This window comes from Kribbella sp. NPDC055071, assembly GCF_053608045.1.
This window is the reverse complement of the sequence record NZ_JBSGUS010000019.1, coordinates 54597-72215: the sequence shown is the minus strand read 5'-3', so window position 1 is coordinate 72215 and position 17619 is coordinate 54597. Positions and strand designations below refer to the sequence as shown.

Sequence of the window (17619 nt, the reverse complement as noted above, 5' to 3'; positions counted from 1 at the left end):
CAGGAGGGGTTTGTGGGAGACCGGCTGAAGATCGACTACAACATGCTCAACGATGCCAAGCGCGATCTGACCGCGCTCTCGGACACCATCGACCCGACGCTGAACGGCAGCATCTTCAGCACCCTCGCGACCGAGGACAGCTCGTCGATCCTCGGCGCCTTCGACATCTACTCGGCCGTCTATGACCTGCACGACAACGCGGGCAACACGATGGACCGGGCCAAGAAGAAGATCAAGGAGCTGGCCGACTCGTTCGGCTCGGTCGGCGAGGCGTTCCTGCAGTTCGACGCAGAGCTCAGCCAGGGGATGTCGATCACCGGCAACAACCTGAAGCTCGGGAACTACAACCGGGACAAGGCGAACTGGGAGTACTACCAGGAGCACAAGTCCGAGTGCGAGAACATCCCGCCCGGCCAGGACGTCCCGGGGTTCTGCAGCGCCACGGATCCCGGTGACCCGCCGCTCGATCAGACCATCACCACCGATCGCGGCAACATCCACACCCATCTCACCCTCGACGACTCCGGCCAGGTCGTGAAGGAAGAGAGCACGGTCACGTACGACGGCAAGACGTACTACTCCGTCACCACGTACAGCGACGACCGGCACCACGCCGTCACCGACACCACGTACCCCGACGGCAGCACGGTGCACAACGACACCCACCTGAACGACGACGGCAGCGGCACGATGAAGACCACGAACAGCGACGGGACCTGGAAGGAATACACGCGCGGCGCCGACGGCTCCGACAACCCCGACCATCTCCCGGCCAAGTGGGTCGAGACCCAGGCCAGCATCGACGCGAACAAGCCCGACGACCCCGACGACACCCCGGAAGGCCCGCCGCCGCGCACCTCCGGTGGCGGCAGCAAGCTGAACTGACCCCCGATGTCCGGTACCACCCGTACTCCGACCCGATGGAAGGTACGCAGAATCCATGGCCTACAACGGCATCAACCTCGACTACGACAAGATCACCAGCGTCGTGAACCTGCTGCACAACGCCCACGAATTCATCATTCCGAAGGTCCAGGAGCTGCACACGCGGGTCGACGAGCTGGTCAACGACGGTCTGGTCTTCAAGCAGGCCAGTGACGTCATCCGGGACACCTACAAGCAGTTCGACACCAGCCTGACCCAGGCGGTCCAGGGCATCGAGTCGTTCAAGTCGATGTTCGACTCGATCAAGACGAACGCCGAGGACTTCGACAGCGGCATCGTCAAGGCGCTGAACGAGAAGAAGTAGCGGGCCACCGGCCGAACAGGGGCTCCAGGCTGGTTGCCTGGAGCCCTTTTTATTGGGGCCGGAGCACTGTCAGCGGGACCTGGACGGCGATCGGCTGCGACCCGGGCCCGGTGGTCAGGCCCCGACCGAGCCGCGGGGTCCCGCGGACGATGTTCATGCCGAGACGTACGCCGATCAGGTCGCCGTCGCTCGGCGTTCTTGCCTCCAGCAACAGACCGCGCCGGGCCCGCCGGGCGGCCCCCGCCCAGCTGCTCATCCCGCTCTGGAAGCCGTCCGTGGTCGCGCCGAAGACCAGGCCCAATCCCTCGTCGCGGCCGGAGACGACGATCTCCTTCAGCAGCTTGTCGGCCGACGGCGACATCATCAGATCGGCGTCGTCCATGATCACGACCTTCGTGCCGGGCAGCTGCTGCAGCACCGCTTGCAGCTGGTCCAGGCCCGGGTCGCTGTCCTCCATCAGCACTACGTGGGGATGGCGTTGCAGCATCCGCAGTGGCGACTCGCGCGGCGTCATCACGACCACCGACGACCCGCCGGCCAGCAGCGACACCGCGAGACAGGACAGCGCGTTGCTCCGCCCGCTTCCCGGCGGACCGAGCACGGCGAACGACGAACTGACACCGGCCAGGTCGACGCCGAGCGCGCCACCCTCGTCGCCACCGAGGCCGACCAGACCCCACAAGGGCCGCTGGTCCTGCGTGCGGACCTTCTCGTAGGCCTCGGCGAACTCGACCGACGTCGGCAGCGGCGCGACCGGGAACGGCCGGCGCGCGGGCGACACCTTGGCATCGCGCTTGCGCGCGTCGGCCGCGATCGACCGGATCGCGTCCACCTGGGCGGAGCCACCACCCTCGGCCAGTACGACGACCTGCGTCTCGGTTCCCGTGAGTACGTGCCAACCGCGGCCCGGCGGGACCAGCATCGGCACCTTCGCGTTCGGTAGCCCGGCGGCCTGGTAGTCGGTCCGGTCGGCCTGGCGCAGCAGCAGCTTGTGGTCGTTGTGCGCCGCCAGCCGGCCGCCGAGCAGCGTCCGCTCCGAGGTGCCGATCAAATGAATGCCGAGGGCACCGCCCTCACGCAGCAACCGGGTCAGCTGTCCCATCAACTGGCCGTGGTCGTGATCGTCAAGGATGGCCGCCAACGCGTCCCAACCGTCGACGAGGACCAGCACGTGCGCCGGCCGCTCGGCCTTCGGCAGCAGGGTGCGCAGCTCCGTCAGGCCGGTCGCGTTGTGCTCGCCGGCCAGCTCCTGCCGTTCGGTCAGCTCCTGGTTCAGCCGCTGGAGCAACCGCGTCAGGCGTTCCATGTCGTGCCGCGACACGATCGCACCGCAATGCGGCAAGGTCTCCAGCGGAGCGAGCCCACCACCGGCCGCGTCGATGCCGTGGATGTGCAGGTCGGCGACGCTGAGCCGCTTGGCCGCCGAACCGGCGATCGTCCGCAGGACCTGCGTCCGCCCGGATCGCGGCGACCCGATCACGTACAGATGGCCGAAGGTGGCGAAGTCGATGCCGGCGACCCGCCGTTCCTGCAGCGCGGGGATGTCCTCGAGCGCGTAGGGGACGAACATCTGCTGCTCGCTGGTGTCGGGCAGGTCGTCGAGGAGGACCTGCTCCGCCAAGGCCGGCTGCCACGGCTGCGGCTGCGGGGAGAAGTCGTCCAGTTGATCGGCCGCCGCGCGCAACGCCTGGACGAGGACGAGCAGGTCGGTCGCCGGAAGTTCGGTCCGTGAGCTCTCGTCGGGCTCCGGCGCGGCTACCTCCTCGACGGGCCTGCCGAGCTCGGTCCACGGCAGTTCGGTGACCTGCACCTGATCGGGGTCGACCGGCGTATCGGGCTCGGCGACCTCGGTCCGCTCCGCCCCGACCCACGCGGTCTGGAACAGGTCGGCCATCCGTGGGCCACGCCGCATCAGCGCCCGCCCGGGATTCGAGGGGCTGATCGACGCCGCCTCGTTCACGTCGACGATGTCCTGGCTCTCGGTCTGGTCGGTGACGCGGAGCGCGATGCGCAGGTTGGTGTTGGCCCGGATGTCCGCGGTGACGACACCGGCCGGTCGCTGCGTGGCCAGGATCAGATGGATGCCGAGCGATCGGCCGCGCTGCGCGATCCCGATCAGGCCGGGCACGAACTCCGGGATCTCCTTGACCATCGCGGCGAACTCGTCGATCACCAGCAGCAGGCGCGGCAGCCGGCGGAGCTTCGGATCGACGGTCCGCTTGTTGTGATAGTCCGGCAGGTCCTTGGCGTCCGCCGCGGCCAGGATCCGCTCGCGCCGCCGCAGCTCGGCGTCCAGCGACGTCAGCACGCGCTGGACCAGGTGCGAGTCGAGGTCGGTCACCATCCCGAGCGTGTGCGGGAGCCCCGCGCATTCCTTGAACGCGCTACCGCCCTTGTAGTCGATCAGGACGAACGTCAACTCGTCCGGCCGGTTCGCCACCGCGAGCGAGGCGACCAGGGTCTGCAACAGCTCCGACTTCCCGGATCCCGTCGTACCGGCGATCAGTCCGTGCGGGCCGTCGACGACCAGGTCGACGGTGAACTTGCCGTCGAAGTCCGCGCCGAGGACGAACGACGTACTCGCGGGCTTGCGCTGCCACCGTGACACGAGCTCGTCGGCGGTCGGCGGGTCGAGGTCGAGCTGCTCGAGCAGCTTGGTCGTCCGCGGCAGACCCGCGTCCTGATCCGGGCTGATATCGCGGACCGGCGCCAACGCGCGGGCGATCTGTTCGGACCACTCGGGCGTGACCAGGTCGGCCCGTACGTCCTCCTGGTCCGGGATCCCGGGCCGCCGTACGGTCAGCGTCTCGGCCTCCGCCGCGACCACGGCGCTGCACTCCTGCGGAAGCAACCGCTCGTCGCGATCGAGGCAGACGGCGTACACCCCGACCGACGGCCCGTCGGCCAGCACCTGGACGAAGCCGGGAACGTCGCGCAGCCGGCGCGAACCGTCCGCGATCACCACGGTCTCGGTGTCGACGACCTCCGTCGAACTCGACGAGGTCTCCGCAAGCCGGCGGCGGCTCTGGACCTGCGACACCAGCTCGCTGATCCGGGCGTTCGTCGTGGTCTCGTCGTTCGCGATCAGCACTGCCGCGGGAGCATGGTCCGGGCGCAGATGCGGCAGCCAGCGGACCCATTCCCACTCCGCCGCATGCTCGGCCTCGGCGAGTACGACGATCCGCAGCGCCTGCGGTGAGTGAAGTACGGCGGCCTGCACGGCCATCCAGCGGGCGAGTCCGCGGATCGTGTCGGCCGGACCGGCCAGGCCGACCACGCCGTGTCCGCGCAGCGGCAGGGCGATGGGCGCGTCCGGAATGGTCCAGCGAATCTGCTGATGGTTGTCCTCACGGCTCTGGTCGTCGAGGATCTTCAACGACGACTGGTCCGCGGTGCCGACGCGCAGCAACAGGTAGTCCGGATCGCTGCGACGGCGTTCCCACAAACGGCTGCCGGGCCTGGTCGCGAGCTGGGCGATGCGGACCGGATCCGGCGCGGTCACGTTGCGGATCAGGCGTTCGCGCGTGACGGCCGCCGCGATCTCCTCCTCCAGCGCGACCTTGCGGCCGAAGTAGCGACGCCTCGCCTCGATGTGTTCGGCCCGGTTGGTCCGACGGCTGGAGAAGAAGTTCATCGCCATCATGACCGGGCTGAGCATCGTGAAGACGAGGAAGTAGTACGACTTGAAGATCCCGACCATGACGAGTCCGAGCACGATCGGTCCGAGCACGACCGGCCACGCGAACGGCCGGTTCTGCGGCGGCCGCGGCGGCGGTGGTAGCCGGAGGCGCTCCTCGTCGAGGTGCGGCGCGAGCCGCGGCGGCCGGTTGTAGTCCAGGGTGAACCCGTCGTCGGCGAGGCGAACGGCGGCCAGCGGCTCGAGCACTCCGTTGCGGCGCAGCAGCACCGGGCCGACCGCGAGGTCCTCGTCCGGCGGCCAGTCGTTCACCTGACCGATCGCGACCTGGGCGGAGTCGACGATCCGTCGCCCCGGCCGCTCGTGCGCGGTCTCGGTGTCGTGCGTCCGGATGGCGCTGGTCGCGGCGTCGTCCTCGGGCGGACCGATCCGCCGGCTGATCACCTCGCCGGGCACCTCCTCGGTCCGATGCCACTGCGCGTCGCCGTCGGGTCCGACCGTGATCCACAGCCCCCGAGCCGGTACGCCGTTCCCGTCGAGCCGGATCTCGCAGAGCGGATCCGCGCCGATCTCGTGGCTGCCGGGTCCGACCCGCCACACCCGTCCCGATTGCGGTCCGGAGACCGCGTGCAACTCCACCACGACCGGCGCCTGACCGGTCGGTGCCTTCTGCAACAGATCGGGTACGTCGACCGGCCCGCCGACCCCGATCACGCCACCGGCACGCACTCCGGACTTGGACAGCGGCATGGCCGGGTCCAACCGGTTGCGACCGAGGAAGAGCGTCGTACCGGGCAGGCCCATGCCCTCGGCGAGACCGCCGACGGACAGGCCGGGCGGGATCTTCACGATCCGGTCGGCGCGGGCACCGGACCTGGCCTCGACCGTGGTCAGGCTCAGCTCCACGATGCCGCCTTCCGGCCGTTCACAGGCTCGCCCTGGGCCGGTGTCGGCTGCGGGACGGCCGAGACGCCGATCGGGCCGGCCGGCAACTCCAGGTCGCCCAGGTCGTCGGTGCTCGTGGCCGGGTCGAACGGCGCTCCGCCGTCGAAGTCGTGTGGTGGCATCCGGTGGATCGACCGCGCCACGGCCTTTGCCAACGGCAACGGATCGATGCGGAGCCAGGACGCGCCACCGTGCAGCCGCAGGCTCTGGTCGGGTAACGCCTCCAGCAGCCGGCTGGTGCCGCGGGCAACCCCCAGCGTCACCATCCGCCGCCCGGCCGCCAGCTGTCCGTTCAGCGGCCCGCGACCCACGACGAACCAGGCACCGAGCCGCCGGGAGGCCTCGTCGAGCGGCATCCCGTCGTGTCGCGGGTGGATGCCTTCGGCAACTTCGACGGCGCCGACGGGCAGCCTGACATCGAGCTGGGCAGCCAGCGCCTGGACCACCGCCTGCGCGGTCCGGTCGACGCCGTACACGGACAGGGTGCGCGGCCCGGAGAGGAGATCGAGCATGATCACCGTCGCGCCACCCGCGTCCGTACCGATGCAGGCCAGCAGCGGCGACTCCCGCACCGACGGACTCTCCGGCACGTGGTTGCGATCGATCCACCACAGGCGTGGATCCTGCGGTTCGGCACTCCAGGGCTCGGGCGGCTCGAGTTCGGAGCCGCCGGCAACGAAGACCCCGATCCGCTGCTTGCCGAGGGCAACGGCGTACGGCGTCATCCGCGGGCTGACGGCGGCTGCGGCGACGATCGCGCGTTCCGCCTCGATCCAGCCCTTGCTGTCCTGCAGGACCTGGGTGAGCAGCCGGAGCCGGCGGCGATACCGACGCCGGGCCGCGATCGGCTCGGTGAAGGCCCGCACGGTCCGCTTGGTCTCGCGGCCGATCCGGCCGAACATCCGCTTCCAGCCACCGAAAAGGCGGCGAACCAGCAGGCTGAGCAGGATCACCAGCAGCAATCCCAGTCCGATGTACCCGAGCAGGACCCGCACTCCCGACCCCGCGGACCCCATGTTCACGCGGCGGCTCCGGCCCAGTCTCCGCGATCGAGCCGGGCGCGGATCAGGCGGACGCCGTTGTGGGCCCGCGACTTCACGGTCCCGACCGGTACGCCGAGCACCGCGGCGACCTCCTCGCCCGCATGCCCGAGCAGATGAACGCGCGCCACCACCTCACGATGTGCCGGAGACAGCCCCCGGAGCACATCGACCAGGACCTGACGATCGATCACCTGCTCGGCCGGATCGGGCTCGCTGACCGGCTGCTCGAGCTCGGTCGCGCCCAGCCCGACGGGTACGGCCCGGCCGTCGCGGCGATGGTGGTCGATGACCAGGTTGCGGGCGACGCGGAACAGCCACATCCGAACCGGGCGGTCCTGCCAGTCGATCCGATCGGAGAGCTGCCAGGCGCGCAGCAGCGTCTCCTGGACCACGTCCTCGACGGCATAGCTGTCGCGGGAGAGAATGCTGGTGACGTACCGGCGGAGGCTTTCCCGTTCGGCCAGACACAGGTCGATGACGGTGGTCCGGCGAGTGCGCTCGTCGATGATGGATCTCCCTCGTTGGGCGACTCGGCGGAGAACCTGCTTAATCGTCAAAATAGATTGAGAACGCTCTCATCGCAAGAACGTATGGTGAACACCGCGCAACAGTGCCATCTCTTTCGGTAATCGCAGCCCGTTACCGACCCGTGGTTTGACGCGGACGGGGTCGCCGGGTGATTCTCGATTCGCCGTCCCCTTTCCGCCCCCTCTGAAGGACAGCTGAGGAGCTGACGTGCGGTCACCCCGAGACCCCGGCCGACCGGCCAAACCCGGCTCGTCCAGCCGCTTCGCGGAGACTTTCGCGCGGCGTCCCGGCGTTCCCAGGATCAGTCGTCTGCCCGACCGGCGGGCCTGGTCGACGACCGCCGTCGTGGCCGCTCTGATCGCCGGGATCGCGATCGGCGCGTCGATGATCACCCGCGGTGGCTCGGGTCCGGCGTACACCTCCGATGTGGCATTCAGCACATCGAGCACACCCGCCCCGACCTCGACCGTCACCCTGACGCCGGGCGAGACACCCGGGCCGACCTCGACCGTGACAGAGACCACAACGACCAGGCCGGACGTGAATCAGGTCGTGAAGACCGTGGTGATGCCGGGCGTGACCGTGACGTTGCCGCCGACAACAATCACCGCGCAACCGCCACTGGCACCGAAGCAGCCGACGGCAACGGTCACCGCGACCACGACTGCCACGGCGACCACCACGGCTACTACGACCGCGCGGACGACCACCACGGTGAAGGTGCCGGCCGGCGGAGTGAGCACAGACACCCGCCCGAACGTGCAGGGCGGTGGGTCTGGCGCACCGGCCGAGTTGAAGAGCGCCGCCAGCACTCAGCGCTGCGTCGACGTCAAGGGCGCCGGTGACGGCGTCGGCCACGACGGGACGCCGCTGATCGCCTGGGACTGCACCGGCAGCGCGAACCAGAAGTGGACGTTCATGCCCGACGGCACCATCCGGTCGATGGGCATGTGCATGGACCTGGCCTTCGCCGCGACCGCCGACGGGACCCAGATCCAGCTGGTCAACTGCAACGGCTCGGTGGCTCAGCAGTTCGAGCTGACCAGCAAGCAGGAGCTGATCAACCCCGGCGCCCGCAAGTGCGTCACCGCCGCCTCCACCGACAACGGCGCCAACCTGACCATCCACACCTGCACCGGCACCCAGACGCAGAAATGGAACAAGTCCTAGAACGCGTAGGGGTAGGGCGACCAATCGGCTGGACGCTTCTCCAGGAAGGAATCGCGGCCCTCGGCGGCTTCGTCCGTACCGTAGGCCAGGCGGGTCGCCTCGCCGGCGAACAACTGCTGGCCGACGAGCCCGTCGTCGATCAGGTTGAAGGCGTACTTCAGCATCCGCTGGGCCGTCGGTGACTTCGCGCAGATCTTCTTGCCCCACTCCAGCGCGACCGTCTCGAGCTCGGCGTGCGGCACGACCTTGTTCACCATGCCCATCCGGTACGCGTCGTCCGCGGAGTACTCGTCGCCGAGGAAGAAGATCTCCCGCGCGAACTTCTGCCCGACCTGCCGCGCCAGGTACGCCGAGCCGAACCCACCGTCGAACGACGCGACATCGGCGTCAGTCTGCTTGAAGCGCGCGTGTTCGGCCGAGGCCAACGTGAGGTCCGCGACGACGTGCAGGCTGTGTCCGCCACCCGCGGCCCAGCCCGGGACAACGCAGATGACGACCTTCGGCATGAAGCGCATCAGCCGTTGCACCTCGAGGATGTGGAGCCGCCCGGCCTTCGCGGGGTCGATGCTGTCCGCGGTCGTGCCCTCGGCGTACTTGTACCCGTCCTTGCCGCGGATCCGCTGGTCGCCACCGGAACAGAACGCCCATCCGCCGTCCTTCGGCGACGGGCCGTTGCCGGTCAGCAGCACGCAGCCGACGTCGCTCGACATCCGGGCGTGATCCATCACCCGGTACAACTCGTCCACGGTCTGCGGCCGGAACGCGTTGCGCACCTCGGGCCGGTTGAACGCGATCCGCACCACCCCGGCGTCCACCGCCCGGTGATAGGTGATGTCGGTCAGGTCGAACCCGTCGACCTGCTTCCAGGCGGACGGATCGAAGATCTCGGAAACAGCTCGCTCTGCTGGCACGCAGCGAGCATATTTCAGCCGCGCGCGGTGCTCTCCCGCAGGACGACTTCGGCCTTGAAGGTCTCGGTGGTGATCTCGCCGCCCTGGATCGCGAGCTCCAACGCCCGCCGGCCCATCTGCTCCAACGGCAACCGGACAGTGGTCAGCCCCGGCCACACGTCCCGCAGCGTCGCGATGTCGTCGAATCCGGCCACACCCAACCGCCCTGGTACGTCGACGCCACGCGCCCGGAACGCGGACATCGCGCCGACCGCCATCACGTCGTTCACCGCGAACACACAGTCAACCTCGGCATGCCGATCCAGGAGTCCCTCGGCCGCGGCGTACCCACCATCGCGGGTGAAGTCACCGGTCTCCACCGACACCGGCGACAACCCGGCCTCGGCCAGGCCCGCGACGAATCCGTCCCGCCGGTCCCGCGCGGTCGCCAGCGCATCCGGTCCACCCAGTACGGCGAACTTCCGCCAGCCGAGGCCCGCGAGCGCACCGGCCAGTGCCGCCGCGCCGGCCCGGTTGTCCGGCTCGATCGTGTGGGCGGGCATGCCGGACTGGCTGACCAGCGCCAACCCCGCGCCGGAGTTGAGGAACGTCTCGACCTCGCTCGCCGTCCGGGCCAGGCTTTCGGCGTCGGTACGGCGGCTGCCGATCATGACCGCGGCGCGGGCCCGTTGCGCCCGTAACGACGACAGGTAAGCGATCTCGCGGTCCGCGTCGCGGAAGGTACTGGCCAGCATCACCAGCAGATTGCGCTCGTCGGCGGCGCGCATGACGCCGTTCGCGATCGCCGCGAAGTAAGGGTCCTCGATGTCGTGGACCAGGATGCCGACCACGTTGGTCGAGGACTTGGCCAGGGCCTGGGCCTGCGCGTTCGGCGTGTAGCCGAGCTCGTCCGCGGCCGCCTTCACCCGCTCCTGCAACTCGGGCCGGGGCACGCGGTCCCCGCCGTTCAGCACACGCGAGGCGGTCGCCACCGACACGCCCGCACGCTGTGCGACGTCCAGCAATGTCACCGGTGCTCGCAGATTCACTGGCCTACCCTTCCTGCTCTCCCCCCAGGGGTGGTGGCGGTCACCCTATCGGAATCGGCCGATTGTGACGCTGTGTCATGGCAGGTGGCTGTCAAATGTTGTTGAACCTGGCTTTGCGGCCGTGGAGTGACTAGCCTTCCCAGCCATGACGACCGTCCGCGCCAGGGTGACGATCCTGGTCTCGTCCACCGTGCTCAGCCTCGCGACCATCGGCGCTCCCGCCCTGGCCGCGCCGCTCCCGGACGACCTTGGCGCCACCGATGCCGTGCCTTCGGCTTCCGGCGCAGCAGGCGCCGCCGCAGTGCCCGAACACATCAACCCGAGCACGAAGAGCACGCAGCCGGTCTACGACTACGCGGCCGCGATCCGCGAGTCCGTGTACGTCGACACGACCATGGACACCGACTCCGACGGTTCCGACGACGTGATCGCCGTCGACATCGTCCGTCCGAGCGAAACCCAGGCAGCCGGCGTTCGCATCCCGGTGATCATGGACGCCTCGCCGTACTACTCCTGCTGCGGTCGCGGCAACGAGGGCGAGAAGAAGACGTACGACCCCGACGGCGTGATCCAGAAGATGCCGTTGTACTACGACAACTACTTCGTCCCCCGTGGATACGCGATGGTCGGCGTCGACATCGTCGGCACCGGCCGGTCGACGGGGTGTGGTGACGTCGGCGGGAAGAACGAGATCGACTCTGTGGTCGACGTGATCGATTGGCTGAACGGCCGCAACACCGCGCACGACGCGCAAGGCAATGTGGTCAAGGCGTCCTGGACCACCGGCGCGGTCGGCATGATCGGCAAGTCGTACGACGGGACCCTCGCGAACGGGGTCGCCGCGACCGGAGTCAAAGGCCTGAAGACGATCGTGCCGATCTCCGCGATCTCGTCCTGGTACGACTACACGCGGTCCGGCGGCGTCCCGTACTCCGACGACTACATGCCGTGGCTCGGCGGGTACGTCGGTCACGACACGCCTGCGTGTGACGAGGTTCGCGGCGAACTCGGCGACAACGACGACGACGAGACCGGCGACTACACGGCCTTCTGGGCCGAGCGGGATTACTTGAAGGACGCTTCAAAGGTCAAGGCCTCGGTCTTCATGACGCACGGGCTGAGCGACTACAACGTGCAGACCAACCACTTCTCCCAGTGGTGGGCCGCGCTCGCCAAGAACAACGTGCCCCGCAAGCTGTGGCTGGGCCTGGAGGATCACGTCGATCCGTTCGAGTTCCGGCGCGACGCGTGGGTGGACGAGCTGCACTCGTGGTTCGACTACTGGCTGCAAGGCCTGCAGAACAACGTGATGAAGCAGCCGATGGCGTCGGTCGAGACCTCGCCGGATGTCTGGCGTGACTACAAGACCTGGCCGGCCGTGAACCATTCCGCCCCGGTGTCGCTGGCCGCCGGCAAACTAGGTGCCCCGGGCAAGGGTTCCGTCACGATCACCGACGACCCGGACCTGACCGAGGACGACATCGTCGCCGACCCGACCGAGGAGGTCGCCGGCCGGCAGGTGTTCCTGTCCGCGCCGCTGAAGGCGCCGATGCGGATCAGCGGCTCGCCGTCGGTCACGCTGAAGCTCAGGTCCGACTCGGCCACGACGCCCGTCACCGCGCGCTTGATCGAGTACGGCGACGCCGATCGCTACACCGGCATCCGGACCACCGACGACAGCACCTGCGAGGGCTCGAGCACCGACTACGACGACAGCTGCTACTTCACGATCGAGAAGCAGACCGCTGAGAGCGACCACGGCATCGTCAGCCGCGGCTGGGTGGACGCCGCCCACAGCAAGTCCCTGAGCAAGCCGACCCCGCTGGTCCCGGGTCAATGGTCCACGGTGACGGTCCCGCTCCGCGCCCAGGACGAGGTCATCCCGAAGGGCCGCATCCTGGCTTTAGCGGTGACGCTGTCCGACACCGAGTGGACCTCACCCAACGACACCGGCGCCACCATCGACATCGACCTGGCCGGCAGCACCCTCAACCTCCCCCTGGCCTCAGGCCGAGTCACCGCCCCCGCCACACCACCCCACCCCATCACCGTCAACATCACCACCCCCACCCAACGCCCCGACCTCCACGACCCCTCCAACTAACCCGTGGATCCTCGGCCACCAGCCCGCTGAGTCGTGGATTTTGGTCCGCCACAACCCCGAATCCAAACCTGATTCCACGACTCACGAAACGGGGGACGAACCACTACGCACGAGTCGATGGGGCCTGTGGATAACGGGGACGGCGAGGCGGCCGGATTCGGCACAATCGTCGGATGGTGTGCACGGCGGAGTGGGTGCGGACGCGTAGGCAACTGTTCACGGCGGCGCAAGCGCGGGCGGCCGGACTACCGCGTGGAGTGCTCCGTGGGAGCGGGTTTCAGTGCGTCCTGGGGAGTGTGTACGTCGCTGCCGACGTTCCACTGACAGCGAGGTTGCGCGCTGAAGCCGGCTTGCTCCTGCTACCTGATGCTGTGGTCAGCCACCACACCGCCATGATCTTGTGGGGCGCGGACGGCCCGGGCAGTACTGAAGTGCATCTGAGTGTCCAGCGAGACCCACATCGAACGCTGCCACGAGTCGCCGGCCTGCGAGTTCATGAGGTAGGCAACCTCGAGTCTGTGCTGGAGAACGGCGTACTCCTGACGCCTCCCCCGCGCACATTTCTCGACTTGGCGCCGTACTCCACCTTGACCGAGCTCGTCACGGCCGGCGATTCGCTGGTACGACGCGCTGGAGCTGACCCCGACTACCTGCGCGAGACGTCGTCAGCGGCAACCCACGTCCGCGGAATCCGACGGGCCCGCGAAGCCGCGGCGCTCGTCCGGCGTGACGTCGACTCCCCGATGGAATCCCGCCTCCGCCTTCTACTCGTCCTCGCCGGGCTGCCCGAACCAGAAGTCGGTCAAGTGATCTACGACCCCGACGGCGGGTGGTTGGCGAGACCCGACCTGTCCTACCCCCGTCTCAAGATCGCGATCGAGTACGACGGTCGCCACCACGTGACCGATCTGCGTCAGTGGCGGCGCGACATCCGCCGACGCGAGAACCTCGAACGCCAAGGCTGGCAGGTCCGTGTCATCACCGCACACGACCTCCTCCATGCACCTACCACGGTGGTCGCCCGTATCGCACAAGACCTCCACACCCGATCGATCGCGGCTTGACGTAGACCTGCCCGCTCGTCGAGTCGTGGATCTTGGTCCGCCACGACTCCGAATCCAAACCTAATTCCACGACTCACGAAACGGGGGACGAACCACTACGCACGACTCGACGGATGGTGTCGCGTTGCGTAGTACTGCGCATTGTGTAGTAGTGTGGTCGGTAGAGCACCGGGGGTGCGGTCTGAGGGGTCCGCGCTTCCGGTGCACCGAGGGAGGTCTGATGGATACGAGCCAACTGCTCAAGGGTGTGCTGGATCTGGCGGTGCTCGCGGTGCTTCGCGAGGCCGACGGATATGGGTACGACGTGTTGCGCCGGCTGCGGGCGGCCGGCCTGGAGGATGTCGCGGACGCGTCGGTGTACGGGACGTTGCGGCGACTGTTCGCGGCCGGCGCGTTGACGTCGTACGTGCAACCGAGCGAGGAAGGCCCGCACCGCAAGTACTACGGGCTGAACAAGACCGGCCTGGACGTGCTCGCGCAGTCCACCAAGACCTGGAACCACTTCGCCGACACCATGTCGGTGCTGCTGCTGGAGGAGGAGGCCGCGTGAACAGCACTCTGACCGGTGCGGTCGCGACGTATCTGGCCGAGGTGCGGGCCGAGCTCAGCGACCTGCCGCCGGGCGAACTGGAGGACGTACTCGACGACGTCAGCGGTCACCTCACCGAGGTCGCTGCCGAGTTCGAGGGCCAGCCGACGACCGCGGCCCTGCAGGAGCGCCTGGGCACCCCGCAGCAGTATGCGGACGAGTTGCGCACCGCGGCCGGCTACCCACCGCGGCCTGAGCCGGTCAGCGACGCACACCGCAAGGACGGCTGGAAGGCGCTGCGCTGGGGCCTGATCGCCGCCGTGGTCGGACCGATCTTCATCGTGATCGGACTCTTGTCCTGGCAGCCCGAAGTAGTCCTGTTCTTCGGCGTGGTCGGGCTCGCGGTGCTGTTCGGAGCCGCCTTCCTCGGCGTCCGGGCGTTGCACGGCAACGATCCACGGACCGTCCTCGACACCCCGCAGGGTGCTCGTGGCGCCGGCGCCATCCGCAACGGCATCGACCAGCTCCCGCCGTCGGTGCGCAAGGAACTGGTCGGTATCGGCCAGCCGGTCTGGTGGGTGGTCCGCGGTGTGATCGGCGGCGGTGGTTTCTTCTCGCTGTTCGGTTTCGGGCCGGTCACCGTGGTCGGTGCGATCGCCGGCGCCGCGGTCTCGATCTGGATCGGTCGCAAGACCCAGCAGGACCGGCGCTGGCTCTGGTACGTCGTGCCGCTCAACGTGCTGGCGATCGTTGCGGTCCCGGTGCTCCTCCTGACCGCGAGCGGGGCCACGCTCCCTTCGTACAACGGCAACCCCAGCGCCGCGTCGTACAACCCGCCCGGCCTGTCCCTGGACGGGACGCCGGTCACCAACATCTACCCGTTCGATGCCCAGGGCAAGCAAGTGGATGTTCGGTTGTACGACCAGGACGGCAGGCCGATCGGCCTGTCCCTGCAGGACTGCATCGCGAACTACGGCTACCCCAACGACAGCCAGGGTGACACCGGAATGCGGGAAGCGACCACCAACCTGTTCCCACTGGTCGCGGTGAGCTCGGACCCGAACGGCTACACGGACGCGGAGAACTGCAAGGACACCACCAAGGCGCCCTTCGTCCCACCCCCCGCGCCGGCCGTCCGTACGTCGCCAACCCCGACACCGACACCGAGCGCCAAGCCGAGCTCCGAGCAGAGCGGCACGCCGAGTTCCGGGCCGACCACGAAGCCGACCATCAAGCCGACCTCGGGGCGCGGCCCGACGCCGACTCCGGGCGTGACCCTGACGGTTCAGCCGTCCAGGTGAGCCGCGGCGACGCGCTGATAGGTGTAGCCCAGCTTGTGGTAGACGGCGATCGCGGCAGCGTTGTCGCCGTCTACCATCAGCGCCGCGCGCCCGTGTCGCTTGACCAGCTCGGCGGTCACGAAGCCGCACACCTGCCGCGACAACCCCTTGCCTCGGGCAACGGGTCGGGTAGCGACACCGGCCAGGAACCCGACCTCCGGCGCACTCCACGCATCGGCCGCGACACTCAGCAGCTCGCCGCGATCACCGTTCACCGCGGCCCATCGCCGTACGCCGGTCCGCCCCGGCCACGCGTACGACGAAGGCGACGCCTCGAGCAGTAAGGCCTCCACCCCGGCATCACCGTCGAGCCAGGCCGCCGTGGTCGTCGGAGACGGAATGTCACCCGTCTCCATCCATCCGAACGCGGCGGCAAACTTCAGCCCAGGCACCCGCGCGGCGACCTCCCGCACCAACTGCTCGGCGCCGAACGGCCGGAAGCTCGGCCCGACCTCGGCGATTGCCCCAGCCACCAGCCGCGCCACAGCCTCCAGCGGCCCGGCGACCGCGAGCCGGTCGTGCTTCGACAGATCCGGTGACGCGACGACGACCGCGTCTGCGTCGTACCAAGCCCGAACGCCGGGACCGAGCCCTTGCGCAGCCCAGGCGATGATCGAATCGCCGCCGCTGGCTCGGATCAGGTCAGCAGGGGTCAGGATCTCGCGCACGCACCTATTGTTCCTCAGCCCGCTGCAGCGCGTACGGGACCAGGTGGCTGTAGCCCCGGACCGAGACGCGCCGGAGCCGGCGGAGGCGATAGTCCGCGTGACCGTCAAGGGCGGCCGCGAGCTCGCGATCGACGAGGACCCGGCCGGGTTTGCACTCCGAGGTGAGCCGGGCGGCGAGGTTGACGACCTCGCCGTACACATCGCCGAGCCGGATCAGAATGGTGCCGTAGGCAACGCCGATGCGCAGCTCGGGCAGGTCCTCTGTAGCGCTCACCGCGTCCTGCAGCGCGAGCGCGACCGCCGCGCCCTGAGCCGCCGTGTCTGTGGCGAACAGCACCTCGTCCCCGATCGACTTGATGATGCGGCCGCCGTTCAGCGCGACCACGTCCGCGGCCATCCCCTCGAACCGCTCGATGAACTGCCCGAGCTCAGCCTCGGTCAGCCGCCGGGTCATCCGCGTGAACCCGACGATGTCAGCGAAGCCAACCGCCCGCACTCCGCGCGCCAGCTCGTCCGACCCGGCCACCGCTCGCCCGGCGGCCGCCGCGAGATGTCGACGCCAGACGTAGGTCTGCAACCGTTCCATCGCCGGGAGCAGCAGCCCTGCGACCTCGATGGCCTCGTCCGCGGACAGCTTCGTCCCGCCCAGGAACTCCACGAACATCGCCGACTGCCACGACGCCAGCCGCGACTGCGTCTGCCCGAGCTTCCGCGCCAAGGACGACTCGACGTCCTGGTCGATGAAGTTGTCGTCCTCGAGCGCGGCGACCAACCGCAGCGCCTCGACATCGTCGTCGGTGAACGCGACCTCGTCGTCCGGCACGGTCGCGAACCCCAGCGCATGCCACATCCGCTCGGCCCGCGCGATCGAGATCCCGGCCCGCTCGGACACCTCGATCCGGGTGAACTTCCGCTCCCCACCCAGCAGGGTCCGCTCGAACTCCCGCTGCAGCGCGGCGAGATCGGCGGGCGGAGGGTCAGGAGCCACCGCGGCGCTCGGCGATGGTGGCGTCGATGGCATCCCGGAACGCGGGCAGCCGCCGGGTCAGCTCGTCGAACTTCTCCCGGGTGAAGTGCAGCAACTGCAGCCGCGACTTCGCCGTCACGGTTGCCGTCCGCAACTGGTTCTTCCGGACCCCGACCTCGCCGGCGATGTCACCAGGCCCGAGCTCGGCGATCTCCGTGCCCTTCTCCCGGACCGCCGCCGTACCGCTGAGGATCAGGTACGCCGCGTCCGGTGCGGTCTGCTCCAGAATCAGCGACCACCCGGCCGGCACCGAGACCTCTTCGCCGGCCCGGAAGATGTCCCTGATGTCCTTACCGGACAGGTCCGCGAACAGCGGTAGGTCCCGCGGGGACGTCCTACCCAGTGCCACGTCGATCCTCCGAGCCCGCCGGGCCAC

At 68.9% G+C, this 17619-nt stretch carries 15 protein-coding genes; 7 read left to right on the top strand and 8 right to left on the bottom strand.

Annotation, left to right across the window (positions count from 1 at the left end; genetic code table 11):
• Positions 1-12 precede the first annotated feature (12 nt).
• Both ACWF4Z_RS28535 and ACWF4Z_RS28530 read left to right on the top strand, forming a co-directional pair.
• On the top strand, positions 13-885 hold the full coding sequence (locus tag ACWF4Z_RS28535) for a hypothetical protein (RefSeq protein WP_452246237.1): 873 nt from the start codon (positions 13-15) through the stop codon (positions 883-885).
• A 55-nt stretch (positions 886-940) separates the two neighbouring features.
• Positions 941-1249 (top strand): hypothetical protein, encoded by a 309-nt coding sequence (locus ACWF4Z_RS28530; RefSeq protein ID WP_452246236.1) that lies wholly within the window; start codon positions 941-943, stop codon positions 1247-1249.
• 49 nt (positions 1250-1298) lie between these two features.
• On the opposite strand, the gene ACWF4Z_RS28525 is transcribed toward ACWF4Z_RS28530, so the two are convergent.
• From ACWF4Z_RS28525 to ACWF4Z_RS28515, 3 genes are read right to left on the bottom strand one after another with little or no spacing between them, the layout of a single operon-like run.
• On the bottom strand, positions 1299-5792 hold the full coding sequence (locus ACWF4Z_RS28525) for an FtsK/SpoIIIE domain-containing protein (RefSeq protein WP_452246235.1): 4494 nt from the start codon (positions 5790-5792) through the stop codon (positions 1299-1301).
• Entirely contained in the window at positions 5783-6853 is a 1071-nt protein-coding gene (locus ACWF4Z_RS28520) for a hypothetical protein (protein ID WP_452246234.1), read from the bottom strand. The genes ACWF4Z_RS28525 and ACWF4Z_RS28520 overlap by 10 nt, the downstream gene beginning before the upstream one ends.
• Complete coding sequence (locus ACWF4Z_RS28515) at positions 6850-7431, bottom strand: sigma-70 family RNA polymerase sigma factor (RefSeq protein ID WP_452246233.1); 582 nt, start codon at positions 7429-7431, stop codon at positions 6850-6852. The genes ACWF4Z_RS28520 and ACWF4Z_RS28515 overlap by 4 nt, the downstream gene beginning before the upstream one ends.
• Positions 7432-7609: 178 nt before the next feature.
• On the opposite strand from ACWF4Z_RS28515, the gene ACWF4Z_RS28510 reads away from it, so the two are divergent.
• Positions 7610-8572, top strand: a complete 963-nt coding sequence (locus tag ACWF4Z_RS28510; RefSeq protein ID WP_452246232.1) for a ricin-type beta-trefoil lectin domain protein — start codon at positions 7610-7612, stop codon at positions 8570-8572.
• Here the strand turns inward: ACWF4Z_RS28510 and ACWF4Z_RS28505 are convergent.
• Positions 8569-9483 carry a 1,4-dihydroxy-2-naphthoyl-CoA synthase gene (locus ACWF4Z_RS28505; RefSeq protein ID WP_452246231.1) on the bottom strand — a complete coding sequence of 305 codons (915 nt, stop codon included), beginning with the start codon at positions 9481-9483 and terminating at the stop codon, positions 8569-8571. The genes ACWF4Z_RS28510 and ACWF4Z_RS28505 overlap by 4 nt on opposite strands.
• 14 nt (positions 9484-9497) lie before the next feature.
• Positions 9498-10511 carry a LacI family DNA-binding transcriptional regulator gene (locus ACWF4Z_RS28500; RefSeq protein WP_452246230.1) on the bottom strand — a complete coding sequence of 338 codons (1014 nt, stop codon included), beginning with the start codon at positions 10509-10511 and terminating at the stop codon, positions 9498-9500.
• 145 nt (positions 10512-10656) lie between these two features.
• Between ACWF4Z_RS28500 and ACWF4Z_RS28495 the strand changes: the two genes are divergently transcribed.
• The 4 genes from ACWF4Z_RS28495 (at position 10657) to ACWF4Z_RS28480 (ending at position 15509) form a co-directional block, all read left to right on the top strand.
• Positions 10657-12615: a Xaa-Pro dipeptidyl-peptidase gene (locus ACWF4Z_RS28495; RefSeq protein ID WP_452246229.1), complete on the top strand. Its 1959-nt coding sequence runs from the start codon at positions 10657-10659 to the stop codon at positions 12613-12615.
• Between the two features lie 392 nt (positions 12616-13007).
• Positions 13008-13679 (top strand): DUF559 domain-containing protein, encoded by a 672-nt coding sequence (locus ACWF4Z_RS28490; RefSeq protein WP_452246228.1) that lies wholly within the window; start codon positions 13008-13010, stop codon positions 13677-13679.
• Between the two features lie 220 nt (positions 13680-13899).
• Entirely contained in the window at positions 13900-14229 is a 330-nt protein-coding gene (locus tag ACWF4Z_RS28485; protein ID WP_452246227.1) for a PadR family transcriptional regulator, read from the top strand.
• Positions 14226-15509, top strand: a complete 1284-nt coding sequence (locus ACWF4Z_RS28480) for a DUF1700 domain-containing protein (RefSeq protein ID WP_452246226.1) — start codon at positions 14226-14228, stop codon at positions 15507-15509. Before ACWF4Z_RS28485 ends, ACWF4Z_RS28480 begins: the two co-directional genes overlap by 4 nt.
• Here ACWF4Z_RS28480 and ACWF4Z_RS28475 read toward each other — a convergent pair.
• Genes ACWF4Z_RS28475 through ACWF4Z_RS28465 form a run of 3 tightly spaced genes read right to left on the bottom strand, consistent with a single transcriptional unit; the run spans position 15494 to position 17592 of the window.
• Positions 15494-16216: a GNAT family N-acetyltransferase gene (locus tag ACWF4Z_RS28475; RefSeq protein ID WP_452246225.1), complete on the bottom strand. Its 723-nt coding sequence runs from the start codon at positions 16214-16216 to the stop codon at positions 15494-15496. The genes ACWF4Z_RS28480 and ACWF4Z_RS28475 overlap by 16 nt on opposite strands.
• A 4-nt stretch (positions 16217-16220) precedes the next feature.
• Entirely contained in the window at positions 16221-17204 is a 984-nt protein-coding gene (locus ACWF4Z_RS28470) for an adenylate/guanylate cyclase domain-containing protein (protein WP_452246224.1), read from the bottom strand.
• A complete protein-coding gene (locus ACWF4Z_RS28465; protein ID WP_452246223.1) occupies positions 17194-17592 on the bottom strand; it encodes a cyclic nucleotide-binding domain-containing protein in 399 nt (132 codons plus the stop codon). Before ACWF4Z_RS28465 ends, ACWF4Z_RS28470 begins: the two co-directional genes overlap by 11 nt.
• Positions 17593-17619 lie beyond the last annotated feature (27 nt).

Excerpts from the sequence above, each read along its gene's own strand:
- ACWF4Z_RS28530 (WP_452246236.1), top strand. The coding sequence starts at position 941 with ATGGCCTACAACGGCATCAACCTCGACTACGACAAGATCACCAGCGTC.
- ACWF4Z_RS28485 (WP_452246227.1), top strand. The coding sequence starts at position 13,900 with ATGGATACGAGCCAACTGCTCAAGGGTGTGCTGGATCTGGCGGTGCTC.
- ACWF4Z_RS28495 (WP_452246229.1), top strand. The coding sequence starts at position 10,657 with ATGACGACCGTCCGCGCCAGGGTGACGATCCTGGTCTCGTCCACCGTG.
- ACWF4Z_RS28490 (WP_452246228.1), top strand. The coding sequence starts at position 13,008 with ATGATCTTGTGGGGCGCGGACGGCCCGGGCAGTACTGAAGTGCATCTG.